The organism is Pandoraea pulmonicola (genome assembly GCF_000815105.2).
GTDB classification, from domain to species: Bacteria; Pseudomonadota; Gammaproteobacteria; order Burkholderiales; family Burkholderiaceae; genus Pandoraea; species Pandoraea pulmonicola.
On record NZ_CP010310.2, the window covers coordinates 819,967 to 837,214 of the forward strand.

Consider the following 17,248-nt stretch of genomic DNA (forward strand, 5'->3'; position numbering starts at 1 on the left):
CGCGACAGCATGGCAGCACAGCCGCACATCGAGAGGAGAAACACGTGATGGAGACCGCAACTCAACAACCGGATCGCCTGGTCGACGCCCGTACCGTGTTCGGCGTCGATACCGATCTGCAGGTACCGGCGTTCGGCGAGCGCGACGATCACGTGCCAGAGATCGACACGGCGTATCGTTTCAATCCCGACGTGACGCTGGCCATTCTGGCCGGCTTCATGCGCAACCGCCGCGTGATGGTGCAGGGCATGCACGGTACCGGCAAATCCACCCATATCGAGCAGGTCGCGGCGCGACTGAACTGGCCGTGCGTGCGCGTGAATCTGGACGGACACATCAGCCGGCTCGATCTCGTGGGCAAGGACGCCATCGTCGTGCGCGACGGTCACCAGATCACCGAGTTTCAGGAAGGCATCGTGCCGTGGGCGCTGCAGCGGCCGGTGGCGCTCATTTTCGACGAATACGACGCGGGGCGTCCCGACGTCATGTTCGTGATTCAGCGCATTCTGGAGCGCGACGGCAAGTTCACTTTGCTCGACCAGAACCGCGTGATCCATCCGCACCCGGGCTTCCGCATGTTCGCGACGACGAACACCGTCGGCCTGGGCAATCTGAACGGTCTCTATCACGGCACGCAGGTACTCAATCACGCGCAGATCGACCGGTGGAACGTGGTCGCCACGCTCAACTACCTCTCGCGCGAAGACGAGGCCGCTATCGTGCTCGCGCGCGTGCCCGAACTCGATAACGAAGCGGGGCGCGCGCTCGTCGACTCGATGGTCAGCGTGGCGGCGCTCACCCGCAAGGGATTCGCTACAGGCGACCTGTCGACGCTGATGTCGCCGCGCACGGTGATCAACTGGGCCGAGAACGTGGGCATTTTCCACGACGCGGGGCTGGCTTTCCGCCTCACGTTCCTGAACAAGTGCGACGAAGCCGAGCGGCCGGTCGTCGGCGAGTACTTCCAACGCGCCTTCGGCCGCGAGTTGCCGCCCACCGACGGCGGCCGCGCGCTGCTGGCCGATGCGTCATGACGATCACCGAGCGCGAGGCCGCGCAACGCGCCGCCCGGCGCGAGGCACTGTGCGGCGCGAGCGTACGCGCGATGACCGGCGACGCCACGCTGCACTACAGCGGCGCAAGGCTGTGCCGGAACATGCGCCCGTTGCCCCTGCACGCGCCGCATCTGCAGACGTTGCCGGGTCCGGCCGATGTCTCGGCTGCGCTCGCCACGCTGCGCGGTGCGGCCGACGGCGCGGCGTTGCGGCTGTGTCACAGCGATGCGGCGCTGCATCGCAGCCTGCAGCCGGAAGCGCCGCTCGAGCGTCTGCTGTTCGAATTGCTGGAACAACTGCGCTGCGAGACGTTCGTGCCCGCGGGCATGCCGGGCGTCGCACGGAACTTGCGCGACCGCTTCGAAGCGTGGTCGCGCGCCATGCATGCCACGGGCGTCGCCGACAGCCATGTCGGTCTGTTGCTCTATACCGTGGCGCAGATGAGCTGGTCGCGGCTTACCGGTTATCCCGTCATCGAGGACACGGAAGGGCTCATCGAAGCCACACGCATGGCGATCGCGCCACGCATCGGCGGCGCTCTCGCGGGCATGCGACGCTCCCGCGCGGACCAGCGGGCCTTCGCGGCGTACGCACGCGAGCTGGCCGCCGACATCGCCGGGCTGATTCGTGCTGCCGGCGGTGAGCGCGCCGAAGATGCGGACAAGGACGACGAGGATCGCAAGGGCGTGCGCAACGCGTTCTCGCTGTTTCTCGACTTCGACGAGCACGAGGAGGACGGCATTACGCTCGCCCATTCGGGTGACAGCCGCGTGCTCAAGGCTTCCGAGCAGGGGTATCGCGTCTTCACGAATCGCTACGATCGCGAGCTGTATGCGGGCACGCTCGTGCGCCGCGCGTTGCTGAGCGAATTTCGCGAAAGACTGGACGAGCGGATCGTCTCGCGGGCCATCAACGTGCCGCGGCTGGCGCGCGCGCTCAAGGCGGCGCTGGCCGTCCCGCAGCGCGACGGCTGGTCGTTCGGCGAAGAGCAGGGGCGTATCGACGGTCGGCGTCTTGCCCAGTTGGTCAGCTCGCCCGCCGAGCGGCGGCTCTTCCGGCTGGAGAAACACACGCTGATTGCCGAGTCGATGGTGAGCTTCCTCATCGACTGCTCCGGATCGATGAAGGCGCAGATCGAATCGGTCGCCATGATCGTCGACGTCCTCGCCCGCGCGCTCGACGCCGCCGGCGTGACCAACGAGATTCTCGGTTTCACGACCGGCGCATGGAATGGCGGACGCGCGCGCACCGACTGGCTCGCACGCGGCAAGCCGGTTTTCCCCGGCCGTCTGAACGAAGTCTCGCATCTCGTCTTCAAGGACGCCGTGACGAGCTGGCGGCGTGCGCGCACCGACATCGCGTCGTTGTTCAAGGCCGATCTGTTTCGGGAGGGCGTCGACGGCGAGGCGGTCGAGTGGGCGTGCGAGCGTCTGCGCTCGCGTACCGCCAACCGGCGTCTGCTGATCGTGATTTCGGACGGCAGTCCGATGGACGCCGCCACGAACCAGGTCAACGACGAGCACTATCTCGACCACCATCTGCGCGAAGTCGTGGCACGGCAGCAGGCGCGCGGCGACGTGGAGGTGCTGGGGCTGGGCGTCGGGCTCGATCTGAGTCCCTACTATCGGAAGTCGCTCGCACTGGATCTGACGTCCGCCCCCGACATGACGATGTTTGCCCGGCTCGTCGAGTGGATCGGCAGCGGCGGCCGCCGCGGTCGGTAGCTGCGCCGGGCGATGCTTGCCACCGGCGCGAGGTCGAAACTGCTCGCACCGCCGAGCCCGAAGCCGATAACTGTCTGGAAGTTCGGGGCAAAGCCCAGCCGCGCCATCAATGGCAGCGAGGCCAGGACTGCGTGCCACGTCATGGCCGGACCGCGAGCGGCGACGTTCCGGTGAGTTTGGCACGCGCCGCCTGCGCCTGCACGCAGGTCACGCCGATCACGTAGTAGATGTCGTCGGCACTGCAACCGCGCGACAGATCGTTGGCGGGACGATTCAGTCCTTGCAGCAGCGGCCCGATCGCCTTCGCGCCGCCGATGCGCTCCGCCAGCTTGTAGCCGATGTTGCCGGCGTCAAGGCTTGGGAAGATGAGCGTGTTGGCGTGGCCTTCCACCTGAGAATGGACGACCTTGCGCTGCGCGATCTCGGAGACGATGGCGGCGTCGAGCTGCACGTCGCCGTCGATGGCCAGTTGCGGGCGGGCGGCTTTCACCCGTCGTGTGGCTTCGACCACCTTGTCGACCGCCGCATGCCTGGCGCTGCCGCTCGTCGAGAACGACAGCATGGCCACGCGCGGCGGCTCCATGAGCAGGGCGCCGGCGCTGTCGGCGGCGGCCAGGGCGATCTGCGCGAGTTGGGCGGCGTCGGGATCGACGACGAGCGCACAGTCGGAGAAGATCAGCCCGCCCTTCATCGTATGAAACGGCTCGCAGAGCATCATCAGGAAGAAGCTCGAGACGAGTTGAAACGAGGGTTGCACCCCGATGATCTGAATGGCCATGCGCACGACATCCGCCGTCGTGTTGACGGCGCCGGCGACGGAGCCGTCCGCGTGCCCCAGGCGCACCATCATGTTGGCGAAGCCGAGCGGCGCACGCATTTCTTCCACGGCCTGTGCGCGCGTCATGCCCTTCTTCGAGCGCATGCCGAACCACGTCTCCGCGAACGCTTCGGTCATGGTCGACGTGGCCGGATCGATCAGCTCCATGCCGCCCAGATCGATGCGCGCGGCGTCGGCGGCGCGCTGCGTGCGGGCGATATCGCCCACGAGCACGATGCGGGCGATGCCTTCTCGCGAGGCGCGCGCGGCGGCCGAGAGTACCCGTTCGTCTTCCGACTCGCACAACACGATGCGCATCGGTGCGCGGCGCGCGGTATCGATGATGCGATTGATGGCTTTCATGATGTCGAAAAAATAAAAAAGCGCCCCCGGTACCCACGGAGCCGGGAGCGCTGTAACACGGCTTACCTCGATCGCGTCAGACGTAGTCCTTGTACTTGTCGAGCAGGCGGACCGGCTTCGACAGCGCGTCGCGGCGGAACGGATCGCCGAGCTCGCGGGTGCACATGATCTCGATGATCGTCGTCTTGCCGTGATTCATCTGCAGATCGATGGCTTTCCTGAGCGCCGGACCGACATCTTCCAGACGATCGACCACGATGCCTTCGGCGCCCATGGCCTTGGCGATACCGGCGAAGCTCGGGCTGTCGAGCTCGCCCGCCACGAAGCGGCGGTTGTAGAAGTCCACCTGGTTCTTCTTCTCGGCGCCCCACTGACGGTTGTGGAAGACCACGGCCGTGACCGGAATGTTGTGACGCACGCAGGTGAGCGTCTCCATCAGGCTCATGCCCCAGGCGCCGTCGCCCGCATACGAGATGGCCGGGCGGTGCGGTGCGGCCACCTTGGCGCCGATGATCGTCGGGAACGCATAACCGCAGTTGCCCCAGCTCATCGCCGCGAAGAAGCTGCGCGGCTTGTTGAAGCGCAGATAGCTGTTGGCCACCGAGTTGATGTTGCCGATGTCGGTCGAGACCATCACGTCTTCCGGCATGGCCTTCTCCAATTCGCGCAGTACCTGACGCGGATGCAGGTAGTGGCCGCCGTTGAACGTCTTCTCGTGCTTCTGCTCCTCGATCATGTCGAGGCTGTACGGATCACGCTCGTGGGTCCACTCGTCGAGTTCCTTCTCCCACGCGGCCTTCTCCGTCGCGATCTGGTCGGCGCGCGCCGCACGCGTGGCATCGCACGTCAGCGTGCGCTCGGCCAGGCGTTGCGTGAGGGCCACGGCGGCGGCCTTCGCGTCGCCGCAGATGCCGACCGAGATCTTCTTCACGAGGCCGAGCATCTTGTGGTCCGCGTCGATCTGGATGATCTTGGCGTTCTTCGGCCAGTAGTCCATGCCGTGCTGCGGCAGCGTGCCGAACGGCCCGAGACGCGAGCCGAGGGCGACGACCACGTCGGCCTGGGCGAGCAGCTTCATCGCCGCCTTCGAGCCCTGGTAACCGAGCGGCCCGCACCACAGCGGATGGTTGGCCGGGAACGAGTCGTTGTGCAGGTAGCTGTTGACGACCGGTGCGCCGAGGCGTTCGGCAAGTGCCTTGCACTCCTCGACGGCGTCGGCCATGACCACGCCGCCGCCCGAGATGATGACCGGGAACCTGGCTTGCGCAAGCAGCTCCGCCGCTTCATTAAGACGCTCGTCGCCGCCGGCGCCACGGTCCAGACGTTGCGGGCGCGGAATCTCCGCCTTGATCTGGCCGTAGAAATAATCGCGCGGGATGTTGAGCTGCGTCGGACCCATTTCGGACATGGCGCGGTCGAAGCAGCGGCCCGTGAATTCGGCCATGCGCGCCGGGTGCGTGACGTGCCCCTGGTACTTCGTGAATTCCTGGAACATCGGAAGCTGTTTCGCTTCCTGGAAGCCGCCCAGACCGATCCCCATCGTGCCCGCTTCCGGCGTCACGATCACGACCGGGCTGTGCGCCCAGTACGCGGCGGCAATGGCCGTCACGCAGTTCGAGATGCCGGGGCCGTTCTGGCCGATTACGACACCGTGGCGGCCCGACACGCGAGCGTAACCGTCGGCCATGTGGCCGGCGCCTTGTTCGTGCACGACCGGAATCAGACGAATGCCCGCCGGCGCGAAGATGTCCATCGCATCCATGAAGGCCGAGCCCATGATGCCGAACATCTCGCTCACGCCGTTGGCGACCATCGTTTCGACGAACGCTTCGGACGGCGTCATGGCTTGCGGGCCGGCGTCGGAGGCGGTCAGTTGCTGGGTGGCCGTAGCCGGATCTTTGGCGTTCATGGGGTGTCTCCAGTGAAAAATAAACGGAACAAATAATTCCGATTTCGTGTTCGTTGGTGGAAATCTAGGCGATTCGTTTGCCTTGGTCAATCGGTATTTTTATTATTTGGTACGTTTTGTATTGAAAAATACAAATTTCTGATGCTGAGCCGATAGGCAAGGACTTTCGTTCGCCGCTTCCAACAAAAAATGCCCCGGCAGGCGGGGCAGAAGCCCGACGTCCGGTCCTTCCGTCTCCGGCATGCAACCGGTGACTGGCAGCAAGGGCTGCCGCGCGAGAAGGCAGGGACGACGCCGGGAGGGTGACGTGCTCATGGTGTTGCCATGGCGTTCGCTCAGAACGCCGGGCGATCCTTGCGGAAGGCGTTCTTCACTTCGATCCTGCCGTCGCGCAGGGTGAAGACGTCGACCATGCGCGCTTCCACGCGGCTGCCGTCGGGCTTCGTGCCTCGGAAGGTCGACTCCGACACGGCGCGGTTGCCGCTGACGAAGTGCACGCCTTCCGTCCACGACGCATCGGGGAAGTTCTCCCACGCCGACTGAAACGCGGCGCGCACGGCCTCGCGTCCTTCGAACGTGCGGCCCATCGCATCGGGGCCGGCGACCGCGTGGAACACGCACGTGTCCGTCATGCACGCCATGAGCGCGTCGATGTCGTGCCGGTTCCATGCGTCGTTGAAGGTTTCGAGCAAGCGGATGTCGGCGGAGTCGTTCTGAGTCGTCATTGCAGATTCCTGAAAACAGATGAGGCAAATGGGGCAATCGGTGCGGCCGGGGCCGCGGCACTCGCGCATGAGGAGAGTCAGTTGGCTTCGTCCTGCGCGTGGTACTTCTGATAGAGAAAGCGCTGGCCGATGCGGCGGAACGGCGCGAAGCCGCGCCACTGGACGGTGCCGAACACGTTCGGATATTGCAGCGCCGAGTCGTAGATCGGCAGATCCCACGACGGGTCGCGCTGTCCGGCGATGCGCTGTGCGAGACGGCGTCCGGCGTGCGCCGAGAACGACACGCCGTTGCCGCCATATCCCACGGCGTAGAACAGGCTCTGGCGCGGGTCGGGCTGCGTCACGCGCGGCATCATGTCGTGGCTCACGTCGACCCAGCCCCACCACGAGTAATCGACGCGAATGCCCTTGAGCGCCGGGAATTTGCGATGCAGTCCTTCGACGAGCACGGCCATGTGCTTCGGGTTCTGTGCGTCGGCGCCGGTAATCGAGCTGCGGCTGCCGATCTGCACGCGATTGTCGGGCAGGAGCCGGTAGTAGTAGCGCAGCGTGCGCGTGTCGGTAATGACTTCGTGCGTGCGGAAGTTCGTTGCCGCGAGTTCGTCGGGCGTGAGCACGCGCGTGACGAGCGAGTTCGACAGAATCGGCATGATCTTCGCGCGCAACGCCTTCGTGACGTCGTCGCGCGTGTAGCCGCCCGTCGCGAACGCCACGGCCTTGGCGCGCACCACGCCGCGCGGCGTGCGCACGTGATGCACGCCGTTGATCGTCTCCACACCCAGCACCGGCGTGGATGGGTGCACGCGAGCGCCGAGCGCGCGCGCCATGCGCAGATAGCCGAAGGCCAGCTTGAGCGGATGCACGCCGATGCCGTCCGGTTCGTGCAGCGCGCCGCAGTTCTCCTGGTCGTCGACGTATTGCTCGCTCACTTCGGCGCGCGACAGGATGCGAGTGTCGTAGCCGAACACGTCGCGCATGACCTTCGCTTCGTTGCGCAGGAATTCCATCTTGCGATCGCGGTGGGCGATGTAGAGGTGGCCGCCAGATTGCGGTTCGCACGCGGGCACTTCGGCAACGAGCGACTTGAACGTCTCGAAGCCTTCGCGGATTTCGGCGTCCAGGCGCAGGGCGGTTGCCTTGCCCCAGCGGTCGATCCACTGCGAGCGATAGAGGCGTCCGCTGGCGTTCTGGCCCTGACCGCCGTTGCGGCTGGTGCAGCCCCAGCACGTGCGGTTGGCTTCGAGCACCATCGCCTTGATGCCGTGCTCGCGAGCGAGGAAGAGCGCGGTGGACAGTCCCGTGAAACCGGCGCCGACGATGACCACGTCGGCATCGGCGTCGCCGGGCAGCGGGCCGTCGTCCTCGGGTGGTTCGCCCGCGGTGGCGACCCAGTAGGTGGGCGCGTATTGCATGCCCAGTCCGGGGCCGGACGAGACCAGCGGATCGTAAAGCGGATCGTAGGGTGCAGCTTCGGAGCGACGATCCAGCGCGAAGGATTCAATCGTACCCACGTTAGGCTCCTGACAAAGTTGCATTCATACTGCCAAGAACATTTCTCCGGGATTAGTACCACCGCCGCTTTGTGATGGTGCCAGTGGAAACCGGCGTCGCCTCGGCGTTTGCGGGCGGCCCGTCGTGCGTCTCTGGCACCAGAATTTCCTACCGTGTTTCCTGCCGTGTGGCGCCAGGTCTCGCGAGTGCGGACGGCGCATGTTGGGCCACACGGAGCCGCGTGCAGGCGGCTCCGACGCTGACTCAGAGATCGAACTCCGGATCGGGCGATCGCAGCTTGCGCCAGATGGAGCGAACCGTGAACGCGACGAGCAGTACCGTCAGACTGACGATGCCGAGCGCCAGTGGCGTGCGTTGATCCGGAATGAACGCCATCGCGGCGACGATGGACAGCATGCCGACGATCGCGACCCACGTCAGGTACGGAAAGCCCCACATGCGCACCCTGAGCTTGCCCGGGGCTTCACGCTCCAGCCGCTTGCGCAGCTTCAACTGCGAGAACGCGATGAGCACGTATACGAAGATCGCCACGGTGCCATACGAGTTGACGAGGAACGCGAACACGGTGTCTGGCGAGACGTAGGACATCACCACCGCGACATAGCCGAACAGCGTGCCGACCAGGATCGCGCGCACCGGTACGCCGCGCGAGTTGAGCTTCGCCAGGGAGCGTGGTGCGTCGCCCCGGCGCGTGAGCGCGAACAGCATTCGCGACGACGCATACAGGCCAGAGTTCAGCGCCGAGAGCACGGCGGTCAGCACGACGGCGTTCATGATGTGCGCCGCGGCCGGAATACGCATCGCTTCGAGCGCGCTCACGTACGGCGTGGCCATCCCGGCGGAATTCCAGGGCACGAGCATCACCACCAGCAGGATCGAGCCGATGTAGAAGAACAGCACGCGCCCGATCACCGAGTTCGTCGCACGGGCCACCGCCTGCTGCGGCTCGGACGCTTCGGCCGCCGCGATCGTCACGATTTCGGCGCCGAAGTAGAAGCCTGTCGCCGCAACCGCGCCGGCCATCACGGGGCCGATGCCGTTGGGCATGAAGCCGCCGTGCGAGAGCAGGTGCCCGGTGCTCGCGACCGCGCCGGGCCACATGCCGAACACGAACAGCGCACCGAGGAACAGGAACACGACGATGGCGGCCACCTTGATCGAGGCGAACCAGAACTCGAACTCGCCGTACGACTCCACCGACACGAGATTGGTCAGCGTGAGCACGACCAGCAGTGCGAGACTGATGGCCCAGGCGGGAATGTCGGGCAGCCAGAACTGGATCAGGTTGGCGCCCGCGACGGCTTCGACGGCCACCACGATCACCCAGAAATACCAGTACATCCAACCCGTCAGGAAGCCGGCCAGTTCGCCGCCGACCGGCTTGTCGTTCCAGGCGAGGCGGGCATATTCGTAGAACGATCCCACGGCGGGCAGCGCGCAGGCCATCTCGCCGAGCATGCGCATGACCAGCACGACGAGCGCGCCCGTGATCAGGAACGACAGCACGGCCGCCGGGCCCGCGGCGTGCACCACGACGCCGCTGCCGACGAACAGACCCGCGCCGATCACGCCACCGAGTGCGATCATGCTCATGTGGCGCTGCTTCAGGCTCGATTGCAGATGCGTGTTGTCACGATTGGCCATGGCGGCCTCCCGTGACGTGGTGCGCAGCGCGAGCAAGCGGGGCGGGGGATGGGGAGATACGGAAGAAATCGAAGAACTGGAAGAATTGGAAGAATTGGAAGAAAGGGGGGGAACGGAAAAAAAGAGCGACATGAAGCCGCTCGTGCAATGTCTCGACTGCCACACAACCTCCTGAATGCCTTGTTTGACGCGGGTGCGGCCGGGGGAACCGCCCTGCGTCTCTTGTGATGACCAACGGACCGCTTACGTCTTGTCGTACCTCGTCAAACCTTGCCCTTCCACGGCACCAGCACGCGCTCGAGATAGCGCATGATCAGATCGAAGCCGAAGGCGAAGAAGCCGATCACGATGATCCCCATGATCACGATGTCCGACGCGAGGAATTCCGCCGCGTTGAGCACCATGAAACCGAGACCGCTCGATGCCGCCACCATTTCGGCGGCCACCAGCGTGGTCCAGCCCACACCGATCCCGATGCGCATGCCCGTGAAGATCTCCGGCAGCGCCGATTTCACGATCACGTGCATGACGATCTGACGCGGCGACGCTCCCATCGAATACGCCGCGTGAATCTGCTCCATCGACACCGAGCGCACGCCGGCCCGTGCCGCGATGGCCAGCGGCGCGAAGATGGCCAGATAGATCAGGAACACTTTCGAGAATTCGCCGATGCCGAACCAGATGATCACGAGCGGCAGGTAAGCCAGCGGCGGCAGCGGGCGATAGAACTCGATGGGGGGATCGAACACGCCGCGCCCAATGCGCGACACGCCCATCAGAATGCCCACCGGAATCGCCGTGACGCAGGCCAGCGCGAACGCGCCGAACACGCGGTAGAGGCTCGCGAGCGTGTGCTGCCACAACGTGGAACCGGCGAAGCCCTCGGTCGAGACCTGGACGAACTTCTCGACGATGGCGCGCGGGCCCGGCAGGAACAGCGGCTTGATCATCCCGGAGGAGGTAATCGCGACCCATAGCAGCAACAGCACGATGACGGTGACGATGCTGATGGCCAGGCTCGGCCCTTGGCCCGGGGCCCCGAACGACTCGCCCGCCTTGACCGGGCGCGGCGCGAACATGCGCGCGAAGAGGCCGCGCTGACGCGCCGGGCGCGGGCGTGAACCGGTAGGCATGGGAGGCTGTCCGGCGGCGGCGCCGGACGGCGACGCATGCGTGGTGGCGACAGGTTTGGTCAACATGATGGCTACGTCTCCTGCTTGAGAGTCAGGCAGCGACCGCACTGGCTGCCGGCGTCGCCGCCTGACCAGCTCGCTCGTCGCCGTAGATGATGCTGAGCACGGTTTCGCGCATCGCGATGAAGTCGGGGCTCGACTTGATGGTGCGCGCGTCGCGGCACTCGAGATAGCGTTTGTTGAAATCGAGTTCGTAGGTATGCGTGATGCGTCCGGGACGCGGCGACATCACGATCAGACGGCTCGCCAGGAAGAGCGCTTCTTCCACGCTGTGCGTGATGAAGAAGATCATCTTGCCGGTCTCTCGCCACACGTCGAGCAGCAGTTCCTGAATGGTCTCGCGCGTCAGGGCGTCGAGCGCGGCCATCGGCTCGTCCATGAGCAGCATCGACGGATTGCAGGTGAGCGCCCGGGCGATGCCCACGCGCTGCTGCATGCCGCCCGAGAGCTGGTAGATCATGTGGTTGTGGAAGTCCTTCAACCCGACAAGCGCGAGGTTGCGCGCGGCGCGGGTGCGTCGCTCGGTCTTCGGCACGCCCTGCAGCTTGAGACCGAATTCGGTGTTCTCCATCACGTTGAGCCAGGGCAGCAGCGCGTGCTTCTGGAACACCACGCCCCGGTCGGCGCCGGGGCCCTCGACAGGGGCGTCGCCGAGCAGCAGTTGGCCGGACGTGGGGGCGATGAAGCCGGCCATCAGACTGAGCAACGTGGTCTTGCCGCAGCCCGAGGCGCCGAGCGCCACCACGAAGTCGCCGGGCGCGATGGTCAGATCGACGTGAGCGAGCGCCTGCACCTGCTCGCCGGGACGCCGGCCGGGATATACGACGCTGACGTCGTTGACGATGAGTTGTTCCATGAAGCCCTTCTCCTGTCGATCCTGCGATCGGGAGGGCCGCCGCGCCGGTGAGCGATGCCCCGGCGTAGCGGCCCCGGTGCGGCTTACTTCAGCTTGAGCGCAGCGTCGACGTAGCGCGACGTCACGTACGGCGTGTAGTCGGTCTTGACGGCGTTGATCTTCTGCTGGCCCTTGAGGAATTCGGCCGTGTCCTTGAGCGCCTTGACGGCACGGCTGTCCTTGCCGCCGCCGAGCCATTCGGCCGACGCCTGTTGCTGCGCCGACGGATAGGCGTACAGCGAGAGCGCGCCAGGGACGTCTTCCGGCTTGCCGCCGATCATCTTCACGATGGCCTTGACCTGCGGCGACGTTGCCGTCCAGGCGGCCTGGTTCTGGCGGTAGGCGGCATCGGCGTCGGCAATCACCTTGACGAACTTCGCCATGAACTCGGCGTTGGCCTCGCCCCATTTGCGATCGACCGCGATGCCGTCGAACGTCGGCTTGCCTTGCTGGGACAGTTCGCCCGAGGTGATCAGTACGTGACCGCTCTGCTTGATCTGGGCGAGCGCCGGGTCCCACACGTAGGCCGCGTCGATGTCGCCGCGCTCCCATGCCGCCACGATCTGGTTCGGCTGCATGTTGAGCACCGTGACTTCGTTCGGCTTGATGCCCCACTGCTGGAGCGCGAACATCGTGTGGTAGTGGGTGGTGGAGACGAACGGCACGCCGATCTTCTTGCCCTTCAGATCCGCTGGCGTCTTGATGTTCGACGCGTTGCGCACGACCATCGCCTCGGCCTTGTTGATGTCGTCGAGGATCCAGAACAACTGCAGGTCCAGCCCTTGCGAGACGGCCGCGGCCATCGGGCTGGAGCCCAGCACGCCGATCTTGATGTCGCCCGACGCGAGCGCCGTGGCCACCTTCGCCCCCGACTCGAACTGGCGCCAATGGATCTTGTACCCGGTCGCCTTTTCGAACGCTCCGCTCGCAATGGACACCAGCCACGGATCGACGATCTGCTGGTACGCGATCGTCACCTCCTTTTCTTCCGCCTGCGCCGGGGCAGGGAGCATCAAGGCTGACGCGAGGGCCACGGGCAGCGCGGCTGCCGCCAGCGCCGTGGCGGCGAACACCCGTCGCAGCCGGTTCGGAATTCCATTCATGGTTCACCTCTAAGCGGAAAGTTGTCGGTGGAACGCGAGGGTTTGACGCACCAGGGGTTACGAATCGGCGCCAAGTGACTGCATCATTGCCGCGCGTCTTTTTGTTCGTTAGAGCCAGTTGGCCGCATTTGATGATGCCAACTGGTCCAGTTCCCGCGGAATCGCCTCGCAGGCCGCATGGATGCTCGATTTCGCCTCAATTCCGCATGACTGCGGACAAACCCGAATTCGGAATTAACGTCACCGTCTGATGAGTAATAATTGACGTTCTGGAAGTAACAAGACGAGAGGACGCGATGTCGAGCCGGATTTCCGCGGCGATGTGGAACCAGTTGTTTCTGATGTCGGCGCGCGCGGGCATGGGGTTGCAGAGCCAGATTCGCCAGATGCTTGTCTCGGCGATCCTGGACGAGCGTCTCATGCGCGGCGCGGCGGTGCCGTCGTCGCGCGAGCTCGCCGAGGGGCTGGGTGTGGCGCGCAACACGGTGGTGCTGGCCTACCAGCAACTGGTCGACGAGGGTTATCTGATCGCGCGCGAGCGGCGCGGGTATTTCGTGAACGGCGACATTCTGGCGCCTCGCGTGGGAGCGCAGCACTCGCCTGCGCCGGAGGCGGCAACGACGGCGACTGGCACCATGCCGCCGCTCGATCCGCTCACGCCGGACTGGGAGGGGCGCTACGTCGTGCGGCCTTCCGCGCAGCGCAACATCGTCAAGCCGATCGATTGGCAGCAGTATCAGTACCCGTTCATCTACGGGCAGTTCGATCCGACCATGTTCCCGACGGCGGACTGGCGCGAGTGCTGCCACAAGGCGCTCACCGTCATGGAGATCCGCGACTGGGCGCCGGACATGATCGCGCGCGACGACGAGACGCTGATCCAGCAGATCCGCACCCGCGTGCTGCCGCGCCGGGGCGTGTGGGCCGACGCCGACGAAATCGTGCTTACCAACGGTGCACAGCAGGCGCTCTATCTGCTCGCCGATCTGCTCGTCGGCGCGCGCACGACCGTCGGTATCGAGGACCCCGGTTATCCGGACGCCCGCAATATTTTCGCGATGCGCACGCCCAAGCTGATCGGGTTGCCGGTGGACGAGCACGGTCTGCCGGTCGACGAGCGCCTGTCGCAGTGCGACTACGTGTACGTCACGCCGTCGCATCAATGTCCGACCACGACGACGATGCCGCTCACGCATCGCGAGGCGTTGCTGCGTCGTGCCGAGACGGACGACTTCGTGCTGATCGAAGACGATTACGAGAGCGAGAACAGCTATTCGGACATTCCGATTCCCGCGCTCAAGAGCCTGGACCGCAGCGATCGCGTGATCTACATCGGCAGTTTGTCGAAGTCGTTTGCGCCGGGCTTGCGGTTGGGCTACATCGTGGCGCCGGCGGCGCTCGTGGCGGAACTGCGCGCGCTGCGCCGACTGATGATCCGGCATCCGTCGGCGTTCATTCAGCGCTCGTTCTCGATGTTCCTGGCGCTCGGGCATCACGACGCGCTGCTGCGTCGTCTGGCGGACACCTACGCCAAGCGCGCGGAGGTGTTGAGTGCGGCGCTCGCCACCCATCTGCCCGAAGTGTCGTTCGTGCACGTGAAGGGCGGCGCGTCATGCTGGGTGCGCGGACCGCAGGCGCTCAACGCCAACGTGCTGGCCTCGCGCGCGAAGTCGCGCGGCATCCTGATCGAGCCGGGCGACGTGTTCTTCATGGGCGACGCCCCGCCGCGCAACATGTTCCGGCTCGGCTTCTCCTCGATACGGCTCGAGCATATCGAGGCGGGCGTCGTTGCGCTGGCTGAGGTGCTTCGGGAGACGCTGGCCGACGCCGGGCGGTCGGCGACCTGACTGTTACCGGTGCCCGGGAAGGTCGACTGTCAGGGCGTGCCGTTGCGCCCGAACAGACGGAAACCGTCGCGTGTGGAAAGGCGCTCGTAGTAGGTGGACACGCCCTCCATCCACGGGTGGTCGATCGGCGTGCTGAACCAGCGGTGCACGGACAGACCGATGACGATGTCCGCCAACGTGAATGTGTCGCCGCACACGAATGCCTGGGTCGCTTGCAGCTGCGCGTCGAGGACGCGCATGAATTCCGTCCAGCCGTGGACCTCGGCGGCAAGCTTGTCGGCGTCGTCGTAGCCGGGGGTATGCCGCACCAGCGACTTGAACGGATAGCGCCACGCAGCGTTCAGATCGGACGCCTGCCAGTCGATCCACTGGTCGATTCGTGCGCGTTCGCGCGGCGCGACCGGATAGAGATCCGTGCGTTCGCGCGACGTGACGAGGTAGCGCAGAATGCTGTTGGATTCCCACATGACGAAGCCGTCGTCGTCGATGACCGGCACCATTCTGTTGGGGTTCAGCGCGGCGAAAGCGGGGTCGTCGAGCTTGCGCGACGCATCGCCATCCCCCCACGGCTCGTTGCGAAACGGGATGCCGAGTTCGTGACTGAGCCACAACACCTTGCGAACGTTGATGGAGCCGGGTCGACCGAGAATGCGGAGCATGGGAACCTCGAAGGGTAGGGGGTGGGCTCGATTCTAGGGACATGGAGGGCCCGAAAACAGATACAGATCCGGGGTGCCGGACCGGAACAGAGGACGGGCGGCGCAGAGCATGGCGGCACTTCCCGACTTGGCCGCACGTGCTGCGTTCGATCGGCCGCCGGGGGGGCGAGCGCGGCGGCGGCCCGATGCCGTTGCGCCGCGCGTGACCGTCGAGCCCGAGTCAGAACGTGTGGCGCAGCCCGAGCGAGACGCCCACCTTGCTGCCATAGGTTCCTTGCGAGGCAATCAGCGTGTAGCGCCCGCTGATGTTGTTGCGGTCAATCTCGAGATAGACGTCCGTACGTTTGCTCAACTGGTAGTCGGCCATGCCGTAGACCGCCGTGCGTTTGCCGCCGGGTTGCGCCTGCCAGTCCACGAAGCCGCCCACGCCGAGCGTCAGCGCCGGCAGCGGGTTGTAGCTCAGGCCGAGCAGCATGACGTTGTTGCGCGTCTCGACTTCGGTCAGCTGACTGTGCAGATAGCCTGCCGTGGCCTTCCACGCGCCGAAGGCGGCGCCGGTGGAGAAGCCGAACGTGTTGCGCGATTGCGTGCCGTCGGCAGACGTCAGGCGCTGGTACAGTAACGTGCCGTTCACGCCGCCGGCGGTGTAGCCCGCCGTGATCCCGACACCGGAGTTCGCGTGCGCATTGCCTGCCGTGTTGCCGAACGTATAGGCGGTGCCGAGCGAGAAGCCACCCGCGTCGAGCGTGTATTTCACGGTGTTGTCGAGCCGGCTCCCCACGTAGTTGCTTGCGACGATCAACGTGTCCAGGTTCGGGTTGTTGAAGATCTGAGCCGCGCCCATCGCCGTGTAGCCCACGCTGTATTGGCGCCCGAACGACAGCGCGCCGTAGCTGCCGCGCACGCCGACGAAGGCCTGCCGGCCGAAGAGCCGTCCCGCGCCATTCGACGAATCCTGCCCGAAGCCCGGGCCCTTGGTCGATTGCAGCGACGTACCGTCGTCGAGATTGAAGCCGCTCTCCAGCACGAAGAACGTTTCGAGATCGGGCGCGAGCTGCTCGGTGCCCTTGATGCCCCAACGCGACCCGGTAAACGAGCCTTGCGATGCGCTGAACAGGCGCGCATCGCTCGCGTTGGCGTTGGTTTCATAGCGAATCGCCGTGTCGATCAGGCCGTAGAGCGTGACTTCGGCGCGGGCGCTCGCCGGGGCGAGCATCAAGGGCGTGAGGCAGGCCGCCGCGTACGCGAGGCGGCGTCGGGTTGCAAAAGGCATGAAACGTGTCTCCGTTGTGGTGTTGTGATGTTGTGGTGTTGTTGCGTTGTGATGTTGTCGGGGTTTGTCGCGGTTTCGAAGGGAGGGCGCTCCGCCGAAGACGGCGACGCCCGACGTCAGGGCGGACCCGGCAGGCTGCTCGCATCGCCGGTGTGGGCTGCCACGGCAAAGACGGCGCTTGCCGTGGCGAGCGGACGACCCTGCATGTCGCGAACTTCCGCCTCGCAGAAGGCGAGCGAGCGGCCGCTGCGGCGCACGTGGGCGTGCGCGGTGATTCGTCCGCTGGCCGGGCGCAGGTAGTTGATCGTCAGGTTGACGGTGCCGAGGTTCTCCACCGCACCGCTCGCCCGCGTGGCCATGCCCATCGCCGTGTCGAGCAGTGTGGCGACGAGGCCCCCGTGGGCATTGCCGTGGCGGTTGGTGTGGCGCGGGAGCACTTCGCATGCGAGCACGACCGAGTTGTGATCGTGCGCCACGAGCGTGATGCCCTGATCGCGACAGAACTGAGATTCGACCCGCAAGGCCGGCG

Annotated in this window: 15 protein-coding genes; 4 read left to right on the plus strand and 11 right to left on the minus strand. The window is 65.7% G+C overall.

The window, feature by feature from the left end:
• Positions 1-47: 47 nt before the first annotated feature.
• Both RO07_RS03650 and RO07_RS03655 read left to right on the plus strand, forming a co-directional pair.
• Positions 48-1,034 carry an AAA family ATPase gene (locus RO07_RS03650; RefSeq protein WP_115088935.1) on the plus strand — a complete coding sequence of 329 codons (987 nt, stop codon included), beginning with the start codon at positions 48-50 and terminating at the stop codon, positions 1,032-1,034.
• The gene (locus RO07_RS03655) at positions 1,031-2,779 is read left to right on the plus strand and encodes a cobaltochelatase CobT-related protein (protein WP_039408132.1); all 1,749 of its coding nucleotides are present in this window, start codon (positions 1,031-1,033) and stop codon (positions 2,777-2,779) included. Before RO07_RS03650 ends, RO07_RS03655 begins: the two co-directional genes overlap by 4 nt.
• A gap of 139 nt (positions 2,780-2,918) precedes the next feature.
• Here the strand turns inward: RO07_RS03655 and pta are convergent, their stop codons facing one another.
• The 5 genes from pta to RO07_RS03680 all read right to left on the minus strand — a co-directional run bounded on the left by pta (position 2,919) and on the right by RO07_RS03680 (position 9,749).
• On the minus strand, positions 2,919-3,959 hold the full coding sequence (gene pta, locus RO07_RS03660) for a phosphate acetyltransferase (RefSeq protein ID WP_039408134.1): 1,041 nt from the start codon (positions 3,957-3,959) through the stop codon (positions 2,919-2,921).
• 76 nt (positions 3,960-4,035) lie between these two features.
• Entirely contained in the window at positions 4,036-5,868 is a 1,833-nt protein-coding gene (gene xsc, locus RO07_RS03665; RefSeq protein ID WP_174234867.1) for a sulfoacetaldehyde acetyltransferase, read from the minus strand.
• A gap of 335 nt (positions 5,869-6,203) precedes the next feature.
• A complete protein-coding gene (locus RO07_RS03670) occupies positions 6,204-6,593 on the minus strand; it encodes a nuclear transport factor 2 family protein (protein ID WP_039408136.1) in 390 nt (129 codons plus the stop codon).
• 77 nt (positions 6,594-6,670) lie between these two features.
• The gene (locus RO07_RS03675; RefSeq protein ID WP_039408138.1) at positions 6,671-8,104 is read right to left on the minus strand and encodes an NAD(P)/FAD-dependent oxidoreductase; all 1,434 of its coding nucleotides are present in this window, start codon (positions 8,102-8,104) and stop codon (positions 6,671-6,673) included.
• A gap of 244 nt (positions 8,105-8,348) precedes the next feature.
• Positions 8,349-9,749 carry an amino acid permease gene (locus RO07_RS03680; RefSeq protein WP_039408139.1) on the minus strand — a complete coding sequence of 467 codons (1,401 nt, stop codon included), beginning with the start codon at positions 9,747-9,749 and terminating at the stop codon, positions 8,349-8,351.
• Between RO07_RS03680 and RO07_RS25695 the strand changes: the two genes are divergently transcribed.
• Entirely contained in the window at positions 9,748-9,924 is a 177-nt protein-coding gene (locus RO07_RS25695; protein WP_157118189.1) for a hypothetical protein, read from the plus strand. The two genes, RO07_RS03680 and RO07_RS25695, sit on opposite strands and share 2 nt — an antisense overlap.
• Positions 9,925-10,012: 88 nt before the next feature.
• On the opposite strand, the gene RO07_RS03685 is transcribed toward RO07_RS25695, so the two are convergent.
• The 3 genes from RO07_RS03685 to tauA form a co-directional block, all read right to left on the minus strand.
• Entirely contained in the window at positions 10,013-10,828 is an 816-nt protein-coding gene (locus tag RO07_RS03685; RefSeq protein ID WP_115089196.1) for an ABC transporter permease subunit, read from the minus strand.
• 145 nt (positions 10,829-10,973) lie between these two features.
• Positions 10,974-11,798: a taurine ABC transporter ATP-binding protein gene (locus RO07_RS03690; protein ID WP_039408141.1), complete on the minus strand. Its 825-nt coding sequence runs from the start codon at positions 11,796-11,798 to the stop codon at positions 10,974-10,976.
• An 83-nt stretch (positions 11,799-11,881) separates the two neighbouring features.
• The gene (tauA, locus tag RO07_RS03695) at positions 11,882-12,940 is read right to left on the minus strand and encodes a taurine ABC transporter substrate-binding protein (RefSeq protein ID WP_115088933.1); all 1,059 of its coding nucleotides are present in this window, start codon (positions 12,938-12,940) and stop codon (positions 11,882-11,884) included.
• A gap of 296 nt (positions 12,941-13,236) precedes the next feature.
• On the opposite strand from tauA, the gene pdxR reads away from it, so the two are divergent.
• Positions 13,237-14,787: a MocR-like pyridoxine biosynthesis transcription factor PdxR gene (gene pdxR / locus RO07_RS03700; RefSeq protein ID WP_039408143.1), complete on the plus strand. Its 1,551-nt coding sequence runs from the start codon at positions 13,237-13,239 to the stop codon at positions 14,785-14,787.
• Positions 14,788-14,816: 29 nt separating this feature from the next.
• On the opposite strand, the gene RO07_RS03705 is transcribed toward pdxR, so the two are convergent.
• The 3 genes from RO07_RS03705 to RO07_RS03715 all read right to left on the minus strand — a co-directional run bounded on the left by RO07_RS03705 (position 14,817) and on the right by RO07_RS03715 (position 17,240).
• Entirely contained in the window at positions 14,817-15,446 is a 630-nt protein-coding gene (locus tag RO07_RS03705) for a glutathione S-transferase family protein (protein WP_039408144.1), read from the minus strand.
• Between the two features lie 220 nt (positions 15,447-15,666).
• Positions 15,667-16,719 carry a porin gene (locus RO07_RS03710; protein ID WP_052266996.1) on the minus strand — a complete coding sequence of 351 codons (1,053 nt, stop codon included), beginning with the start codon at positions 16,717-16,719 and terminating at the stop codon, positions 15,667-15,669.
• 116 nt (positions 16,720-16,835) lie between these two features.
• Complete coding sequence (locus RO07_RS03715; RefSeq protein WP_160118078.1) at positions 16,836-17,240, minus strand: PaaI family thioesterase; 405 nt, start codon at positions 17,238-17,240, stop codon at positions 16,836-16,838.
• Between the last annotated feature and the right edge of the window lie 8 nt (positions 17,241-17,248).

What these genes read in the sequence shown, in the direction of transcription:
- RO07_RS03650 (WP_115088935.1), top strand. Translation starts at nt 48, where the DNA reads ATGGAGACCGCAACTCAACAACCGGATCGCCTGGTCGACGCCCGTACC.
- RO07_RS03655 (WP_039408132.1), top strand. Translation starts at nt 1,031, where the DNA reads ATGACGATCACCGAGCGCGAGGCCGCGCAACGCGCCGCCCGGCGCGAG.
- pta (WP_039408134.1), bottom strand. Translation starts at nt 3,959, where the DNA reads ATGAAAGCCATCAATCGCATCATCGATACCGCGCGCCGCGCACCGATG.
- xsc (WP_174234867.1), bottom strand. Translation starts at nt 5,868, where the DNA reads ATGAACGCCAAAGATCCGGCTACGGCCACCCAGCAACTGACCGCCTCC.
- RO07_RS03670 (WP_039408136.1), bottom strand. Translation starts at nt 6,593, where the DNA reads ATGACGACTCAGAACGACTCCGCCGACATCCGCTTGCTCGAAACCTTC.
- RO07_RS25695 (WP_157118189.1), top strand. Translation starts at nt 9,748, where the DNA reads ATGGCGGCCTCCCGTGACGTGGTGCGCAGCGCGAGCAAGCGGGGCGGG.
- RO07_RS03680 (WP_039408139.1), bottom strand. Translation starts at nt 9,749, where the DNA reads ATGGCCAATCGTGACAACACGCATCTGCAATCGAGCCTGAAGCAGCGC.
- RO07_RS03685 (WP_115089196.1), bottom strand. Translation starts at nt 10,828, where the DNA reads ATGTTCGCGCCGCGCCCGGTCAAGGCGGGCGAGTCGTTCGGGGCCCCG.
- RO07_RS03690 (WP_039408141.1), bottom strand. Translation starts at nt 11,798, where the DNA reads ATGGAACAACTCATCGTCAACGACGTCAGCGTCGTATATCCCGGCCGG.
- tauA (WP_115088933.1), bottom strand. Translation starts at nt 12,940, where the DNA reads ATGAATGGAATTCCGAACCGGCTGCGACGGGTGTTCGCCGCCACGGCG.
- pdxR (WP_039408143.1), top strand. Translation starts at nt 13,237, where the DNA reads ATGTCGAGCCGGATTTCCGCGGCGATGTGGAACCAGTTGTTTCTGATG.
- RO07_RS03705 (WP_039408144.1), bottom strand. Translation starts at nt 15,446, where the DNA reads ATGCTCCGCATTCTCGGTCGACCCGGCTCCATCAACGTTCGCAAGGTG.
- RO07_RS03710 (WP_052266996.1), bottom strand. Translation starts at nt 16,719, where the DNA reads ATGCCTTTTGCAACCCGACGCCGCCTCGCGTACGCGGCGGCCTGCCTC.